Consider the following 14,837-nt stretch of genomic DNA (forward strand, 5'->3'; position numbering starts at 1 on the left):
GTCAGGCCGTCGGGCGCACGTCCCACGCGTGGTGCAGCACGTCGTGCAGGTGGTACTGCGCGAGCGTGTCCAGCGTGAAGGCGCTGCCGTTGCTGCGCAGCCCCCGGCGCGCCCACAGGCCGTCGTCGCCCGCGTCGAGGGAGTCGTAGAGGTCGGCCACGGCCTCGGTGGCCGTCTCGAGCCCGGCAAGGGCGTCGCCCGGGGCGCTCAGGTCGTACCTCTCCTCCAGCGCGGTCGCGTCCTGGTCCCAGTTCTCGAACAGGGCCGGGGCGTCGGCCGCCGCGGCCACGGCCGCCACGCGCCCGGCGAAGACGCGCTGAACGTCCCGGACGTGGCAGGCGTACTCGGTCGCCGACCACGTGCCCGGCTCCGGCCGGACGGCGGCCTGCTCCCCCGCCAGCACCGACCGCCACAGCGGCAGCTGCGCGCGCAGCGTGCGCCCGACGTCCGCGCGCCCGACGGCGCCGGGGACGAAGCCGCAGTCCGGGCAGGGCTGCTCCAGGACCCACGTCCAGTCCTTGGTGTCGGCGGTGGCGGGCTGGACGGCGGGCTGGACGGCGGGCTGGGTCTGCGAGGTCATGCCCCCGATCCTCGGCGCTCACGACGGCCCGGACGAGTGGCAGGAAAGCCACGCTTCGTCGATATCCTGCCACTCGTGGCGGGCCCCGACCGGGTCGTGCCCCCGCGGGGTGACCGGGCTGTCGGCGCCGTCGGTCAGGATGACCCCGTGCCCGTCTCGTCCCCCGACCCGCTGGAGCGCTTCAGCGAGCCCACCCGTACGTGGTTCCGTGCGGCGTTCGCCGAACCGACCGCGGCGCAGGCGGGCGCGTGGGAGGCCATCGGCGCCGGTCGGAACGCCCTGGTGGTCGCCCCCACCGGCTCGGGCAAGACGCTCTCCGCGTTCCTCTCGGCCATCGACAGGCTCCTGGTCGAACCGGTGCCGGAGGAGAAGGAGAAGCGCTGCCGCGTGCTCTACGTCAGCCCGCTCAAGGCGTTGGCCGTGGACGTGGAGCGCAACCTGCGGGCGCCGCTCACCGGCATCCGGCACACCGCGGAGCGCCTGGGCGCGCGCGTGCACGACGTGCAGGTGGGCGTGCGCTCCGGCGACACCAGTGCCGCCGACCGCCGCCGCCTCATCACCCGGCCGCCCGACATCCTCATCACGACGCCCGAGTCCCTGTTCCTCATGCTCACCTCGCAGGCCAGGGAGTCGCTGCGGGGCGTGCAGACGGTGATCCTCGACGAGGTGCACGCGGTGGCGGGCTCCAAGCGCGGCGCCCACCTCGCCCTCACCCTCGAGCGGCTCGACGAGATCCTCGAGCGGCCGGCGCAGCGGGTCGGCCTCTCCGCGACCGTCCGACCCCTGGAGGAGGTGGCCCGCTTCCTCGGCGGGCAGGCGCCCGTCGAGATCGTCGCGCCACCTGCGGCGAAGAAGTGGCAGCTGGACGTCGTGGTGCCGGTCGAGGACATGGAGCGACCGGGCGGGGCCGCACCCGCCGACGAGGACCCGTTCGCCGAGCCCGACCCCGATGCCGCCCGCCGGGCCTCCAGCATCTGGCCGCACGTCGAGGAGCGGGTGGCCGACCTCATCGAGGCCCACCGCTCCACCATCGTCTTCGCCAACTCCCGGCGCCTGGCCGAGCGCCTCACCGCCCGGCTCAACGCGATCGCCGCCGAGCGAGCGGGTGTCGAGCCCGAGCCCGGCGACGTCGTCCCGCGCACCCCGCCCGCCGGCGCGCCGGCCGCGACGCCGGCGGAGATGATGGCCCAGGCGGGCACCGCCGACGGGGTCGTCGCGGGCGCGCCCGTGCTGGCCCGGGCCCACCACGGCTCGGTGAGCAAGGAGCAGCGCGCCCTCATCGAGGACGACCTCAAGCGCGGCCGGCTCCCTGCGGTCGTGGCCACGTCCAGCCTGGAGCTGGGCATCGACATGGGCTCGGTCGACCTCGTGGTGCAGATCGAGTCCCCACCCAGCGTCGCCAGCGCGCTGCAGCGGGTCGGGCGCGCCGGCCACCAGGTCGGCGAGACCTCGCACGGCGTCCTCTTCCCCAAGCACCGTGGCGACCTGGCGCCCACGGCGGTCTCGGTCGAGCGGATGCGGACGGGCGCGATCGAGTCGCTGCGCGTCCCGACCAACCCCCTCGACGTGCTGGCACAGCAGGTCGTCGCGATCACGGCCATGGACACCGTCCACGTCGACGCCCTCTACGCGCTGGTGCGACGGGCGGCGTCCTACTCCGCCCTCCCCCGCTCGGCCTTCGACTCGGTGCTGGACCTGCTGGCCGGGCGCTACCCCAGCGACGAGTTCGCCGAGCTCCGACCCCGGGTGGTGTGGGACCGGGTGAGCGGCGAGGTCTCCGGGCGGCCCGGTGCCCAGCGGCTCGCCGTCACCTCAGGCGGCACCATCCCCGACCGCGGCCTCTTCGGGGTCTTCCTGGTCGGCGGCAGCGAGGAACGTGGCCCGGGCAAGCGCGTCGGCGAGCTCGACGAGGAGATGGTCTACGAGTCGCGCGTCGGCGACGTCTTCGCGCTCGGCGCCACCAGCTGGCGGATCGAGGACATCACCCACGACCGGGTGCTCGTCTCCCCCGCACCCGGGCTGCCGGGCAAGCTGCCGTTCTGGCGGGGGGACTCCCTAGGCCGCCCCACCGAGCTCGGCGAGGCCGTCGGCGCGCTCACCCGCGAGCTGGCCGGGCTGCCCCGGGCGCGTGCCGAGAAGCGGGCCCGCGACCAGGGGCTCGACGAGCTCGCCGCCCGCAACCTCGTGCGCTACGTCCACGAGCAGGCGGAGGCGACGACCACCGTCCCCAGCGACGCCACGCTGCTGCTGGAGCGCTTCCGGGACGAGCTGGGCGACTGGCGCCTGGTCCTCCACTCCCCCTACGGCACGCCCGTGCACGCCCCCTGGGCGCTGGCGATCAACGCCCGCCTGCGCGAGCGGTACGGCGTCGACGGCCAGGCGGTCGCCTCCGACGACGGCATCGTGGTCCGCATCCCCGACACCGACGCCGAGCCCCCGGGCGCCGACGTGCTGGTCCTGTCCCCCGACGAGATCGAGGACGTCGTCACGACCGAGGTCGGCGGCTCGGCGCTCTTCGCCTCCCGCTTCCGCGAGTGCGCGGCGCGGGCCCTCCTGCTGCCGCGCCGCGACCCCGGCCGCCGCTCCCCGCTGTGGCAGCAGCGGCAGCGCGCGGCGTCCCTGCTGGAGGTCGCGGCCAAGTACCCCTCCTTCCCCATCGTCCTCGAGGCGGTGCGCGAGTGCCTCCAGGACGTCTACGACCTGCCCGGTCTCGTCGCGCTGCTGCGCCGGGTGGAGCAGCGGTCGGTGCAGGTCGCCGAGGTCACCACGACCACCCCGTCCCCGTTCGCGCGCACCCTGCTGTTCGGCTACGTGGCGCAGTTCGTCTACGAGGGCGACTCCCCGCTGGCCGAGCGCCGCGCGGCCGCCCTCTCCCTCGACCAGTCCCTGCTCGCCGAGCTGCTCGGACGCACCGAGCTGCGCGAGCTGCTGGACCCCGAGGTCGTCGAGCGCACCGAGGCGGAGCTGCAGCGCCTCGCCGAGGACCGCCGCCTCAAGGACGCCGAGGGCGTCGCGGACACCCTCCGCCTGCTCGGCCCGCTGAGCACCGAGGAGGTCCGAGCCCGCAGCGTCGAGGGCACCACGACCGAGGACGTCGCGGCCTGGCTGGAGGGGCTGGCCGGCACACGGCGGGTCGTCGAGGTCCGCATGGCGGGCGAGGTCCGGTGGGCCGTGATCGAGGACGTCGGTCGGCTCCGCGACGGCCTCGGCGTGCCGGTCCCCCCGGGCGTGCCGGGTGCCTTCACCGACCCGGTCGAGGACCCGCTGGCCGACCTCGTCGGCCGCTACGCCCGGACCCACGGCCCGTTCACCGCCGACGAGGTGGCGGCGCGCCTGGGGCTGGGGGCCGCGGTGGTGCGGCACACCCTCCAGCGGCTGGTCGCCTCCGGCCGCGTGCTGGACGGCGAGTTCCGACCCGGCGGCCAGGGCACCGAGTGGTGCGACGCCGAGGTGCTGCGCCGGCTGCGACGCCGCTCGCTGGCGCGGCTGCGCGAGGAGATCGAGCCGGTCGACCCCGACGCCCTGGGCCGCTTCCTGCCCGCCTGGCAGCACGTCGAGGCGGTCGAGCCCACCGTGGCAGGAACCCAGGAGCCCGGCTCCCGCGGGCCGGCGCGGCGACCCCGCGACGGCGGCCGGCCGCGGCGCGGCGCGCTGCGCGGCGTCGACGGCGTGGTCGCGGCGATCGACCAGCTCGCCGGCGCGGTGGTCCCGGCCAGCGCGCTGGAGTCCCTCGTCCTCCCCGCGCGCGTCACCGACTACGAGCCCGCCCACCTCGACGAGCTGACCAGTACCGGCGAGGTCCTGTGGGCCGGGCACGGCGCCCTCGGCGGCGCGGACGGCTGGGTGTCCCTGCACCTCGCGGACACCGCCCACCTCACGCTGCCCTCCCCCGCCACCGGCCCCGGCGGCGCCCAGGACGGCAGCGACTGGCCCGCCCTGCACACCGCGCTGCTCGAGGTCCTCGACGGCGGCGGTGCGTGGTTCTTCCACCAGCTCGTGGGTCAGCTGGCCTCCGCCGGGGTCACGGCCACGGAGCCGGCGGTCTCCACGGCGCTGTGGGAGCTCGTCTGGGCGGGGGTCGTCGGCAACGACACGCTCTCCCCCCTGCGCGCCCTCACGCGTTCCGGAGGCGCCACGCAGCGCACCCGGCGCGCCCCGGCCCGCCCGCGGCTCGCCTCGACGACCAGCGGCCGGGGCGGCGCCCGCCCACGCGGTGTCGTCCGCGGGGGCCCGCCCGAGACGGTGGGGCGGTGGTCGCTGCTCCCCGAGGTCGACGAGGACCCGACCCGGCGCGCCCACGCCGCCGCCGAGCGACTCCTCGAGCGGTACGGGGTGCTCACCCGCGGCAGCGTCGTCGCCGAGCGGGTGCCCGGCGGGTTCGCCGCGGTGTACAAGGTGCTGAGCGCCTTCGAGGACTCCGGGCGCACCCGCCGCGGGTACTTCGTGGCCGGCCTCGGCGCGGCCCAGTTCGGCAGCGCCGGCGCCGTCGACCGGTTGCGCACCTACGCCGACGCCCCGCGGGTGGCCGACCCCGCCGCCGCGCCCCAGGCCGTCGTCCTCGCCGCCTCGGACCCGGCCAACCCCTACGGCGCCGCCCTGGACTGGCCGGACGCACCCGGCCCGAGCGGGGAGGACGCCGCGCCCGGCGAGGGCTCCGAGTCCGCGCGTGGCCACCGGCCGGGCCGGAAGGCCGGCGCGATCGTCGTCCTCGTCGACGGACGGCTGGCGCTCTACCTGGAGCGCGGCGGCCGCACCCTGCTCACGTTCGTCACCGACGTCGACGAGCTGCGGGTGGCCACCGGGGCTCTGGTCGCCGCCGTGCAGCGCGGGTCGCTGGGGCGGCTGACGCTGGAGCGGGCCGACGGCGCCCCCCTCCTGGGCTCGGGGCCGACCCCCGTACGCGAGGCCCTCGCCGCCGCCGGCTTCACCACCACCCCCCGGGGCCTGCAGCTGCGCGGCTGAGCCGCGCGGGCCGCAGGCCCCCGGGAGTCGCCTCCCGGGGAGCCGGTCAGCGGGTCCGCACGCCCAGGCCCTCCACCGAGACCTGCCGGCCGCCGACCGTGGTGAGGGTCAGCCGCCCGCTGACCGGCTCCGCGAAGCGCGGCAGCACCACGAGCGAGGAGGCGGTCCGGCTCGGCGCGGCCAGCCGGACGGTCCGCAGGACCGTGCCGCCCAGCGCGATCCGGACGCGCCCGGCGCCCGGTGCGCGCGTGACGACGACCGCGACCTGCTCGGCGTTGCGGACGACCGCCGACAGCCGGCTCCCGGCGCGGGAGGCGACGAGGGCGTGGCCCCGGTGGAACCCGGCACCGGTCCTGCGGGTCCAGCCCGTCGTCTCCGTGCTCAGCCGCCCGACGCCGGACGGCACGAGGAACGTCCGCGTGGCCGGGGTGCTGTCGGCACGGTCGCCGGCGACGGCCGCGACGGTGAAGACGTGCTCACCCGGCGCCGGCCGGTCCACGTCCGCGCCGGCCGCCGAGCACGGGAGCTCCTCGCCGTCCAGGGTGCAGGACCAGGCCACGCCCTCGGTGTCGGAGGAGTAGCCGAAGCGCACGGTGCGCGCGGTGGTGAAGGAGCCGGCGCGGGGCCCGGACGTCAGGCGCGTGGTCGGCTCGTCGGACTGCGGGGCGCCGGCGAGCACGGGCAGGACGACGTCGTCCTCGGCGGCGTCGCGGGCGAAGTCCCCGCTCACCACCGTGCCGACCACGACCTCCTCGGTGCCCTCGGAGGTGTCGACCAGCCCGGCGCAGGAGGCGGTCCCGTCGGAGTCGGCGGGGGTCGTGCACAACGCGCGGCCGGTGCCCCGGTCGACGAACGTCACGAGGGCGCGGGACAGGTCACCCGGCTGGCCGTCGTCCGCCTGCGAGACCACCGTCCGCAGGGCCACCGGGGTCTCCTCGCCGTCGGAGCGGACCGACTCCGGCCCGTCCCATCCGACCGAGGCGTCCTCCGCCTGCACCGTCACCGCCGACGAGGTGCTGACGCCGTCTGTGCCGGGAGCCGAGGCGGTGAGCCGGAGGGTGGCGGCCCCCACCGCCTGCGTCACGGTGCCGGTCACCGCGAAGGTGGCGGTGCCCGGACGCGTGCCGGCGCCGCTCTGCCCCACGCGGGTGACCGCGAGGCCGGAGACACCCGAGGCGGCGAGCGCCAGGTCGGCCCCGTCCGCCTCGGCGGCGCTGACCCGCACCGTGAGGGGCTCGAGGACGTCGCTGTACTGGACCCGGGCCGCGGCCGGGGTGCTCACCGTGAGCGAGGGGTGGATCGTCAGGTCGGCGTCGCTGAGGTCGAAGAAGTAGTTGCCCACCGCCTCGACCCGCACCCGTGCGGCGTCGGTCTCCACCTGCGGCCAGGTGACGTCGATGCTGCCGTCGTTGGGGGTGGAGCCCGCCAGCTCGTAGGGGTAGCTGTGCCCGCCGTCGACGGACAGGCTGACCCGGACGCGCGGGGCGTACTGCGCGGCGTCGGTGCCGGCGACGTCCCAGGTGACGGTGCCGGTGTCCCCACCGGTGACAGCGCCCTCCTCGGACTGCGAGGTCACCAGGAACGGGCCGGCGTCGCCGACGGTGAGGGTCACGTCGTCGTGCTGCGTGCCACCGGCGGTGCGGCCGTCACGGGCGGTGAGCCGGAACGTCATCGAGCCGGCGCCCAGGAGCGGGTCGGTGTAGTCGGCGGTCGGGAGGAACTCCGAGAAGCACTCGACGATGGCCACCGGCACGTCCTCGGCCGGCGCCTCGGGGCAGGTCCCGGTCGCGGCGTTCGTGTTGCCGTCCAGGATCTGCTCCAGGTCGGGGAAGGTGCGCGAGGGGTTCGCGTCCGCCAGGTTCTCCCCCGACGAGGAGTACGTCAGGGAGTCCTCCAGCGAGACGTCCGCGTAGGTGCCGAACACGCGGAACAGCGGACCCTCGTGCTTGGTGTTCTCGACCAGGCCCAGCCCCGCCAGGCCGCCGGTGTCGTTCTGCTCCCACAGGTAGACCAGCGCGTCGCCGTCGGGGTCGCTCCCCGAGCCGGTGAGGGTGAACGGCGTACGCAGCGGGAGGGTGGCGTCGGCCGGGGCGGTCACGGTGGGCGCGTGGTTGGTCGTGACGGTCGCGGTGCCCTGGTTGGTGCCGGGTCCGCCGTCGTAGGGCACGCCGATGAAGGCACTGACGTCCCCGCTCGTGCCGGTGACGGCCAGGCGCGGGTGGGCGTCGGTGTCGGGCCAGCGCACCCAGAATCCGCCGTCGTTCAGCGAGGTGCGGCCGGCGTCGTAGCCGCCCACCGTGACCTGTGCGCCGGTGAGGGCGCGCAGGCGGCGCTGCACGCCGAGGACGGTGTAGCCGGCCCCGCGGACGATGCTGGTGACCCGTCCGTCGTAGCCCAGGTTCACCGTCTCACCGTCGGTGTCGAACCCGGTCAGCGTCACGGTCTGCTCCTCGGTGTAGGCGCCGGGCGCGGCCGTCACGTGGGCCGTGACCTCGTCGATGCTCCGCTGGGAGAAGTACGGGTCGGTGTGCGGCTGGAGGTCGTCGGTGCCGCAGATGCCGGCGTAGGCCATCACCGAGGAGCCCGACCCGGGCTCGACGGACGTCCCGCCGTTGCGGTTGAGCAGCGAGCAGTTGGCCTGGTCACCGTCGAAGGTGTGGTTGGCTGCGAACTGGTGCCCGAGCTCGTGGGCGACGTAGTCGATCGCCATGAAGTCGCCCTCGGGGAACGGCAGGCCCGTGCAGCCGTCGGCCTTGGACTGCTCCCCCACGACGCCGAGCCCGGCGATCCCGCCGCCGTTGATGCCCAGCGCGATGTGCCCGACGTCGTAGCGGTCCGCCCCGATGATCTGGCCGATCACGAACTCGTTGCGGTCCAGCAGCCCGGAGGAGCAGCCCCCGGTCTCGGGGTCGAGGTCGGCGGCGTCGTAGCAGGCGGACTCACCGCACGGCCCGCCCGGCTCCGTGGCCTTGGCCGCGGTGTCGAGGTTGAGGTCGTCCGTCCCGTCCACCAGCTGCAGGCGGATGGCGAAGTCCTCGCCGTAGATCTGGTTGACCCGGTTGATGAGCGTGACCTTCTCCGCCAGGACGTTCTGGGTGCCGAAGTACGCGGCGTAGCTGGGGTCGGTGACCAGGGCGAGCCGGTAGGTGCGACGGGTGACGAGGTCCCCCGCCGCCGTGGCGGCGGCGGCCGCGGCAGCCGCCGGCGCCTCACCGTCGGGATGGGCGATGATCCCCGACTCCACGAGTGGTGCGGTGTCGTCGGTGGGGACGTAGGCGAGGTGGGCGGTGGCGCCCCGGCGCTGCAGGGCCGGGTCCACGTACCAGGAGCCGCCACCGTCCGCGTCGCGCACGGAGGCGTGCAGACCGAGCGGCGTCACGTCGAGGCGGACGGTGCGGGTCGGGTCGTCCACGTCGCGGCCGGCGAAGGTGCGCAGCTCGGGGTGGGCCGCCTGGAGGCCGCTCGCCATCACGCTGTCCTCGACCACGGCGAACGTGTGCAGGCCGCCCGCGGGGTCGGGCAGCTCGATGCGGACGCCGCGGGCGCCCGCCTCGTCGGAGTCCGGCGCGGCCGCCAACGTGTCCGCGACCGCGTCGACGTCGACCCGGTAGGCCGAGTACTCCTCCGGCCGGACCCGCACCCGGGCGGTGCCTGCCTCGGGCAGCGCGAAGGACGCCAGGGGCGTGAACCCGGGCGCCACCTCGGCCCGCGCGTCGCGACCCCGCGCGCCCGTCGCGCTCCCGTCCCCCGCGCCGTCGGCCGAGGCGGGAGCCCCGGCCGTGCCCGCGAGCACGAGCGCGAGGGGCAGCACCGCCGAGAGGGCCCAACGACGAGCGTGCCGTCGGCCCGGCCGAGCGCTCGGGTCGGGTGCGGGGGTCCGGGGGTGTGCCATCGTCGCGTCCCTTCCGCGGACGCGCACCGTGCACGACCACTGGGTCCCGGCTCACTGGCGAGCCGTGACCCAGCAACGACGCCTCTCCCGGAGCCGTTACGCCCCGGCCCTCAGGATTTGCTCAGGCTCCGCGCCGGACACCGCCACACGACGCGGGCACGCCTGGGGACACGAACGCCGGGGCGCCGGCGGTCTGGACCGCGGGCGCCCCGGCGTGCGGAACGGAAGGGTGGGGACCTGTCAGGCCGCGGAGGCCACGACGTCCTCGGCCACGCGCCCGACGGCGAGCGGGGTCGCGGTCACCTCGGCGACGGCGCGGTCCACCGCGCTGCCCAGGGCCGCCTCCTCGAGCGCCACCGCGTCGGAGACCGAGCGGAGCACGGACGAGAGCGGCACCTCGAGGGCGCCGCACAGGGAGGCGAGCAGCTCCGAGGACGCCTCCTTCTGACCACGCTCGATCTCGGAGATGTACCCGAGCGAGACGCGGGCCTCCTGCGACACCTGCCGCAGGGTGAGGCCACGCTCCACGCGACGGGCACGGAGCACGTCGCCGAGCAGTCGACGGAAAAGCACCATGCTGGCCTCCTCTCTGGTCCCACCGATCGGCGGGAGTGGGCGCAACGTTACCGGAGCCGGTGTTGTTCCGCCGGGCGGTTCCCCCACCCAACCACGTGTGCAACGGGTCGGCGACCACCCGTCCCGGCGCGGCGTGCCGGACGGGCCAGCCGACAGGGTGGACGGGCTGGTGCACGGGCGTGCCTAGGTTGGGTGCATGGCGCTGCCCATCGAGCACTATGCCCTCATCGGGGACCGCAGGACGGCCGCGCTGGTCGGCCGCAACGGGTCGATCGACTGGCTCTGCCTGCCCCGGTTCGACTCCCCCGCCTGCCTCGCGGGGTTGCTGGGGACGGACGAGCACGGGCACTGGCAGCTCGTCCCCGAGGAGCCGTACGAGGTGACCCGTCGCTACCTGGGTGCCTCGGCCGTCCTGGAGACCACCTTCACGACGGAGTCCGGGAGCGCGACCCTCACCGACCTCATGCCGCGAGGGGACGGTCGCGCCGACGTCGTCCGCCGGCTCGCCGGGGTCCGGGGCACCGTGCGGTTCCGGCACGAGCTGCGGATCAGGATGGACTACGGCGCCGCCACGCCCTGGGTGCGCCGGCAGGTCGTCGACGGCGAGGAGGTCATCACCGCGGTCGCCGGACCCGACCAGCTGCTCCTGCGCGGCCCCAGGCTCCCCGTGGCCACCGACCACCGGCACAGCGACTCCTTCACGCTGGCCGAGGGCGAGGAGCAGACGTACTCGCTGACCTGGCTGCCCTCCCACGTCCAGCCGTCCTCGCTCGGCGACCACGACGACCGGATCGCCCGCACCATCGCCGAGGACGAGGAGTGGGCGGCCGTGTGCCGCACGGACCTCCCCCACGGCGACGTCGTCCTGCGCTCCCTGCTCACCCTCCGACTCATGACGCACGAGGCCACGGGCGGCATCGTCGCCGCGCCGACGACGTCGCTGCCGGAGGAGCTCGGCGGCTCGCGCAACTGGGACTACCGGTACTGCTGGCTGCGGGACGCCGCCCTCACGCTGGAGTCGCTCATCGACGCGGGCTACGTCGAGGAGGCGGAGCTGTGGCGCGGCTGGCTGCTGCGCGCGGTGGCGGGCGACCCGGCCGACCTGCAGATCATGTACGGGGTGGACGGCGCGCGCCGGCTGCCCGAGGCCGAGCTCGACCACCTGCCGGGCTACGAGGGCTCGCGGCCCGTGCGCGTGGGCAACGGGGCCGTCCGGCAGCAGCAGCACGACGTCCTGGGCGAGGTGATGACGGCGCTCGCGCGCGTCCGCCGCGCCGCCGGCGACCCCGACGACAACGCCTGGGCGCTCCAGCGGGCCCTGGTCGAGGAGCTCCTCACGCACTGGGAGGAGCCGGACCGCGGGCTGTGGGAGGTGCGCGGCGAGCCGCGGCACTTCGTCCACTCCAAGGCGATGGTGTGGGCCGCGCTCGACAGCGCCGTGCGCGCCGTCGAGGAGGACGGTCTCGAGGGCCCCGTCGAGCGCTGGCGCGAGGTCCGGGACCGGGTGCGCGAGGAGGTGCTCGACAAGGGCTTCGACCCCGTGCGCAACTCGTTCCGGCAGCACTACGACACCGACGAGGTGGACGCCGCGCTGCTCGCCCTGTCCACCACCGGGATCGTGGCCCCGGACGACCCGCGGATGCTCGGCACCATCGCGGCCGTCGAGGAGGACCTGCTGCGCGACGGCCTCGTGCTGCGCTACCGCACCGAGGCGGGCGTCGACGGGGTGGACGGCGAGGAGAACCCCTTCCTGGCCTGCTCCTTCTGGCTGGTCACCGCCCTGGCGGGGGCGGGCCGTCACGAGGACGCCGAGGCCCTGTTCGAGCGGTTGATCGGCCTCGTCAACGACGTCGGTCTCCTCTCGGAGGAGTACGACGTGGACGCCGGCCGCATGACGGGCAACTTCCCCCAGGCCTTCAGCCACCTCGCGCTCGTCCAGGCGGCCGTCCGGCTGGCCGAGACCCGCTGACGCTCCCCCGCCCCACGCACCCGCCCCGCTCCTGACCTCCGCACCTGGCGGGCCGGAGGAGGCCCGCGACGCCGGACGGCCCGCCCGAGCGGGTGCTCGGGCGGGCCGTCCTCAGGTGGTGCTGGGCGGTGCTGGGTGGTGCTGGTGCTGGGCGGTGGGTCAGTGCACGACGCGCACCGTGCGCAGCACCGTGGCCGCCGTGACCTCGTCGTCGCCGAGGTAGCTGATCCGGACGTTCTTCACGCCGACCGTGCCGTACGCCGGGAGTCGCAGGCTCGCCTCACCGTCGTGCAGGACGGCGGTGAAGGCGAACCCCGCGGTGCGCACGACGACGCGCCCGCTCGGGACGGTGCTGGTGCCGGGCGCGGCGACCGAGACGTCCCACGTGGGCCGGGTGGTCCGGGCGTGGACCGCGGCGGGCGTCCGGGAGACGGCGATCTTGCCGGGCGCCTTGCGGACCCGGACGGCCACCGTGGTCGAGGAGCCCTCGACCGTGTCGTCGCCGCTGTAGGTCACCACGACGTCCTGCGAGCCGGCCAGCGAGAAGGCCGGGACGACCAGGAGGGCGGTGCCGTCCTCGCCGAGCTCGGCGGAGTCGACCTCGGTGCCGTCGACGGTGGCCGTCACGGTGCCGGTGGGCGTGCCGTCGCCGGCGTCGACCACGGCCTCCAGGCGCAGCTGCTTGTTGCCGTTGACCAGCGCCTTCCCGGCGTTGAGCACGGTGGCCGAGACCTCCGAGCACAGGCTGTCGGCCGCGACGACCGGGAGGGTGACCTGCGTGCCGGACGGCTTGGCGGTGAGCACCAGCGAGTCGCCGGCACGGGCCGAGCACGGGGTGGTCAGGTCGATGTCGGCCGTCCCGTCGGTGACGGCGAAGGTGCCGGCCGAGCCGACGGTCTCACCGTCGCGCACCAGGGTCGCCTTGACCTTGGTGTTGACGGGCGAGCCCAGCGAGGTGAGGTCCAGCGTCTCGCCGGTGGTCGGGACCGCCGGGGTGACGTTGTCGGTGCCGAGGGTGAAGGACTCCTCGGAGCCCGCGCTCACGGACGACGGCAGGTCGGTGGCGAACACCTGCTGGCGCGAGTAGCTGGGCGAGATCGGCGAGGCGTCCTGCAGGTAGGAGATCCACAGGTCGCGGTCGACGAGACCGGTGTCGCTCGAGGTGCCCTCGGTGAAGGCGGTGAAGTTGTCCCCACCCGTGCCGAGGAACGAGAACGTCGAGACGGTGTAGGTGGCGTCGGGGTCGACGGGCTCGCCGTCGATGCGCACCGAGGTGATCCGGCTGCCCTCGTCGGCGGAGGAGTCGGCCGTGACCTCGACGTTGTCCGAGAGACCCAGCTGGAGGTAGGGGCGGTCGGCGCCGCTGGGCTGCCACTGCTGCTCCAGCACGTCCTTCAGCTCGGCGCCGGTCAGGTCGACGAGCCAGATGTTGTTGACGAACGGCAGGACGCTGTTGGCCTCGGCGTAGGTGACGACCCCGTCGGTGTTCTCCGGGTTGTCGGTGGTGTCGCCGGCGTAGAGCAGCTCGGCGCGGAGGCCGCCGGGGTTGGTGATGCCGAGGTCGGCCTCGCCCATGTCGCTGGGGATGCCGTCACGCAGCGCGTTCGCCACGAGGTCGCCGAGCGTGGACTCGGCCTGACGGTTGTCCCGCGTCGTCCCCTCGTACTCGCCGTCGACCGGGGCCGCGTCGGCGAAGGCGGTGGTGACGTCGTCGGTGATGGCGCCGACCGGTTCGTTCCCGACCTCGGCCGCGTCGGCGAGGGCGTCGTCGACGATGGACTTCACCTGCGCCACGTCCGGGTACTCGGCGGCGAGCTCGGCGTCGGTCTCGGTCGTGCTGGACGTCGCCACGTTCTCGGCCTCGTACCCGGTGACCTCGTGGGTCGTCGGGTCGACGCTGAGGACGACGTGGCCGACGTTGGCGGCGTACGAGCCCGTCTGGAGCAGCGGACGCGTGCCGGACTCGCCGGGGATCGGCTGGTCGTAGACGTAGGTCTGGTGGGTGTGACCGTTGAAGATGACGTCCACGGCCGGGTCGAGGTCCGCCATCTCGGCGAACTCGCCGCCGTGGGCGACGCCGTCCTCGTAGGTCTCGGTGCCGTCCTGGGCACCCGCGTGGAACGTGGCCACGATGACGTCGGCCTCGCCGTTCGCCTCGTCGCCGTCGCTCAGCTCGCCGGCCACGCGGTTGACCGCCTCGACCGGGTCGCCGAACTCGATGTCGCTGATGCCGCCCGGGGAGACCAGCGAGGCGGTCTCCTCGGTCACGGCGCCGACGACCGCCACGCTGACGCCCTCCACGTCGAAGGTGGCGTACTCGGGCAGGGCGGGCGTGGTGGTGCCCTTCTCGTACACGTTCGCGCCGAGGTAGTCCCACTGCGCGTTGCGCGAGCCGTCGGCCCCGATGATCCGGTCGGTCAGGTCGTCGAAGCCCTTGTCGAACTCGTGGTTGCCCACGGCCGAGGCGTCCAGCCCGAGGGCGTTGAGGACGTCGATGGTGGGCTGGTCGTCGTCGACCGCGGAGGCGAACAGCGACGCCCCGACGAGGTCGCCGGCGCCGACGAACAGGGTGTCCGCGTCCCCGCCCTCCGCGCGGAGCTTCTCCACCGTGCCGGCCCACTTGACCGTGTTGGTGAAGATCCGGCCGTGGAAGTCGTTGACGCCGAGGAGGTTGATGGCGATGTCGCCGTCGGCGGCGGCCGTGACGGGCTCGGCGTGGGCGGAGCCGCTGCCGGCGACGGCGACGCCGGTGGCCAGCAGGGCCAGGCTCACCGCCCCGGCGAGGCGCGAACGCGCTGCATGCATGAAGGTTCTCTCCCGAATGAAAGACGTGAGCGGGTGCGGGAGGCGGACCGGCC

6 protein-coding genes are annotated in these 14,837 nt (G+C 75.1%); 2 read left to right on the plus strand and 4 right to left on the minus strand.

All coding sequences use genetic code 11. From position 1 onward, the window contains the following. Position 1: 1 nt before the first annotated feature. Positions 2-580, minus strand: coding sequence for a DinB family protein (locus tag E8D37_RS02765; RefSeq protein WP_136568237.1), 579 nt, complete (start codon positions 578-580; stop codon positions 2-4). Positions 581-727: 147 nt separating this feature from the next. Between E8D37_RS02765 and E8D37_RS02770 the strand changes: the two genes are divergently transcribed. Beyond that, a complete protein-coding gene (locus E8D37_RS02770; RefSeq protein ID WP_136568238.1) occupies positions 728-5,542 on the plus strand; it encodes an ATP-dependent helicase in 4,815 nt (1,604 codons plus the stop codon). Between the two features lie 46 nt (positions 5,543-5,588). Here E8D37_RS02770 and E8D37_RS02775 read toward each other — a convergent pair whose 3' ends face one another. Both E8D37_RS02775 and E8D37_RS02780 read right to left on the minus strand, forming a co-directional pair. Beyond that, positions 5,589-9,353, minus strand: coding sequence for a M12 family metallo-peptidase (locus E8D37_RS02775; protein WP_136568239.1), 3,765 nt, complete (start codon positions 9,351-9,353; stop codon positions 5,589-5,591). A 321-nt stretch (positions 9,354-9,674) separates the two neighbouring features. Continuing rightward, entirely contained in the window at positions 9,675-10,010 is a 336-nt protein-coding gene (locus E8D37_RS02780; RefSeq protein ID WP_136568240.1) for a helix-turn-helix transcriptional regulator, read from the minus strand. Between the two features lie 196 nt (positions 10,011-10,206). Here E8D37_RS02780 and E8D37_RS02785 point away from each other — a divergent pair, with 196 nt between their 5' ends. Then, on the plus strand, positions 10,207-11,979 hold the full coding sequence (locus tag E8D37_RS02785) for a glycoside hydrolase family 15 protein (RefSeq protein ID WP_136568241.1): 1,773 nt from the start codon (positions 10,207-10,209) through the stop codon (positions 11,977-11,979). 159 nt (positions 11,980-12,138) lie between these two features. On the opposite strand, the gene E8D37_RS02790 is transcribed toward E8D37_RS02785, so the two are convergent. Continuing rightward, positions 12,139-14,784 carry a 5'-nucleotidase C-terminal domain-containing protein gene (locus E8D37_RS02790; RefSeq protein ID WP_136568242.1) on the minus strand — a complete coding sequence of 882 codons (2,646 nt, stop codon included), beginning with the start codon at positions 14,782-14,784 and terminating at the stop codon, positions 12,139-12,141. Positions 14,785-14,837 lie beyond the last annotated feature (53 nt).

It is taken from the genome of Nocardioides sp. GY 10127 (genome assembly GCF_004919085.1).
In the GTDB taxonomy this organism is placed as follows: domain Bacteria; phylum Actinomycetota; class Actinomycetes; order Propionibacteriales; family Nocardioidaceae; genus Nocardioides.

Coding starts and splice junctions, on each gene's coding strand:
- E8D37_RS02765 (WP_136568237.1), bottom strand. CDS start 580: ATGACCTCGCAGACCCAGCCCGCCGTCCAGCCCGCCGTCCAGCCCGCC.
- E8D37_RS02780 (WP_136568240.1), bottom strand. CDS start 10,010: ATGGTGCTTTTCCGTCGACTGCTCGGCGACGTGCTCCGTGCCCGTCGC.
- E8D37_RS02785 (WP_136568241.1), top strand. CDS start 10,207: ATGGCGCTGCCCATCGAGCACTATGCCCTCATCGGGGACCGCAGGACG.
- E8D37_RS02790 (WP_136568242.1), bottom strand. CDS start 14,784: ATGCATGCAGCGCGTTCGCGCCTCGCCGGGGCGGTGAGCCTGGCCCTG.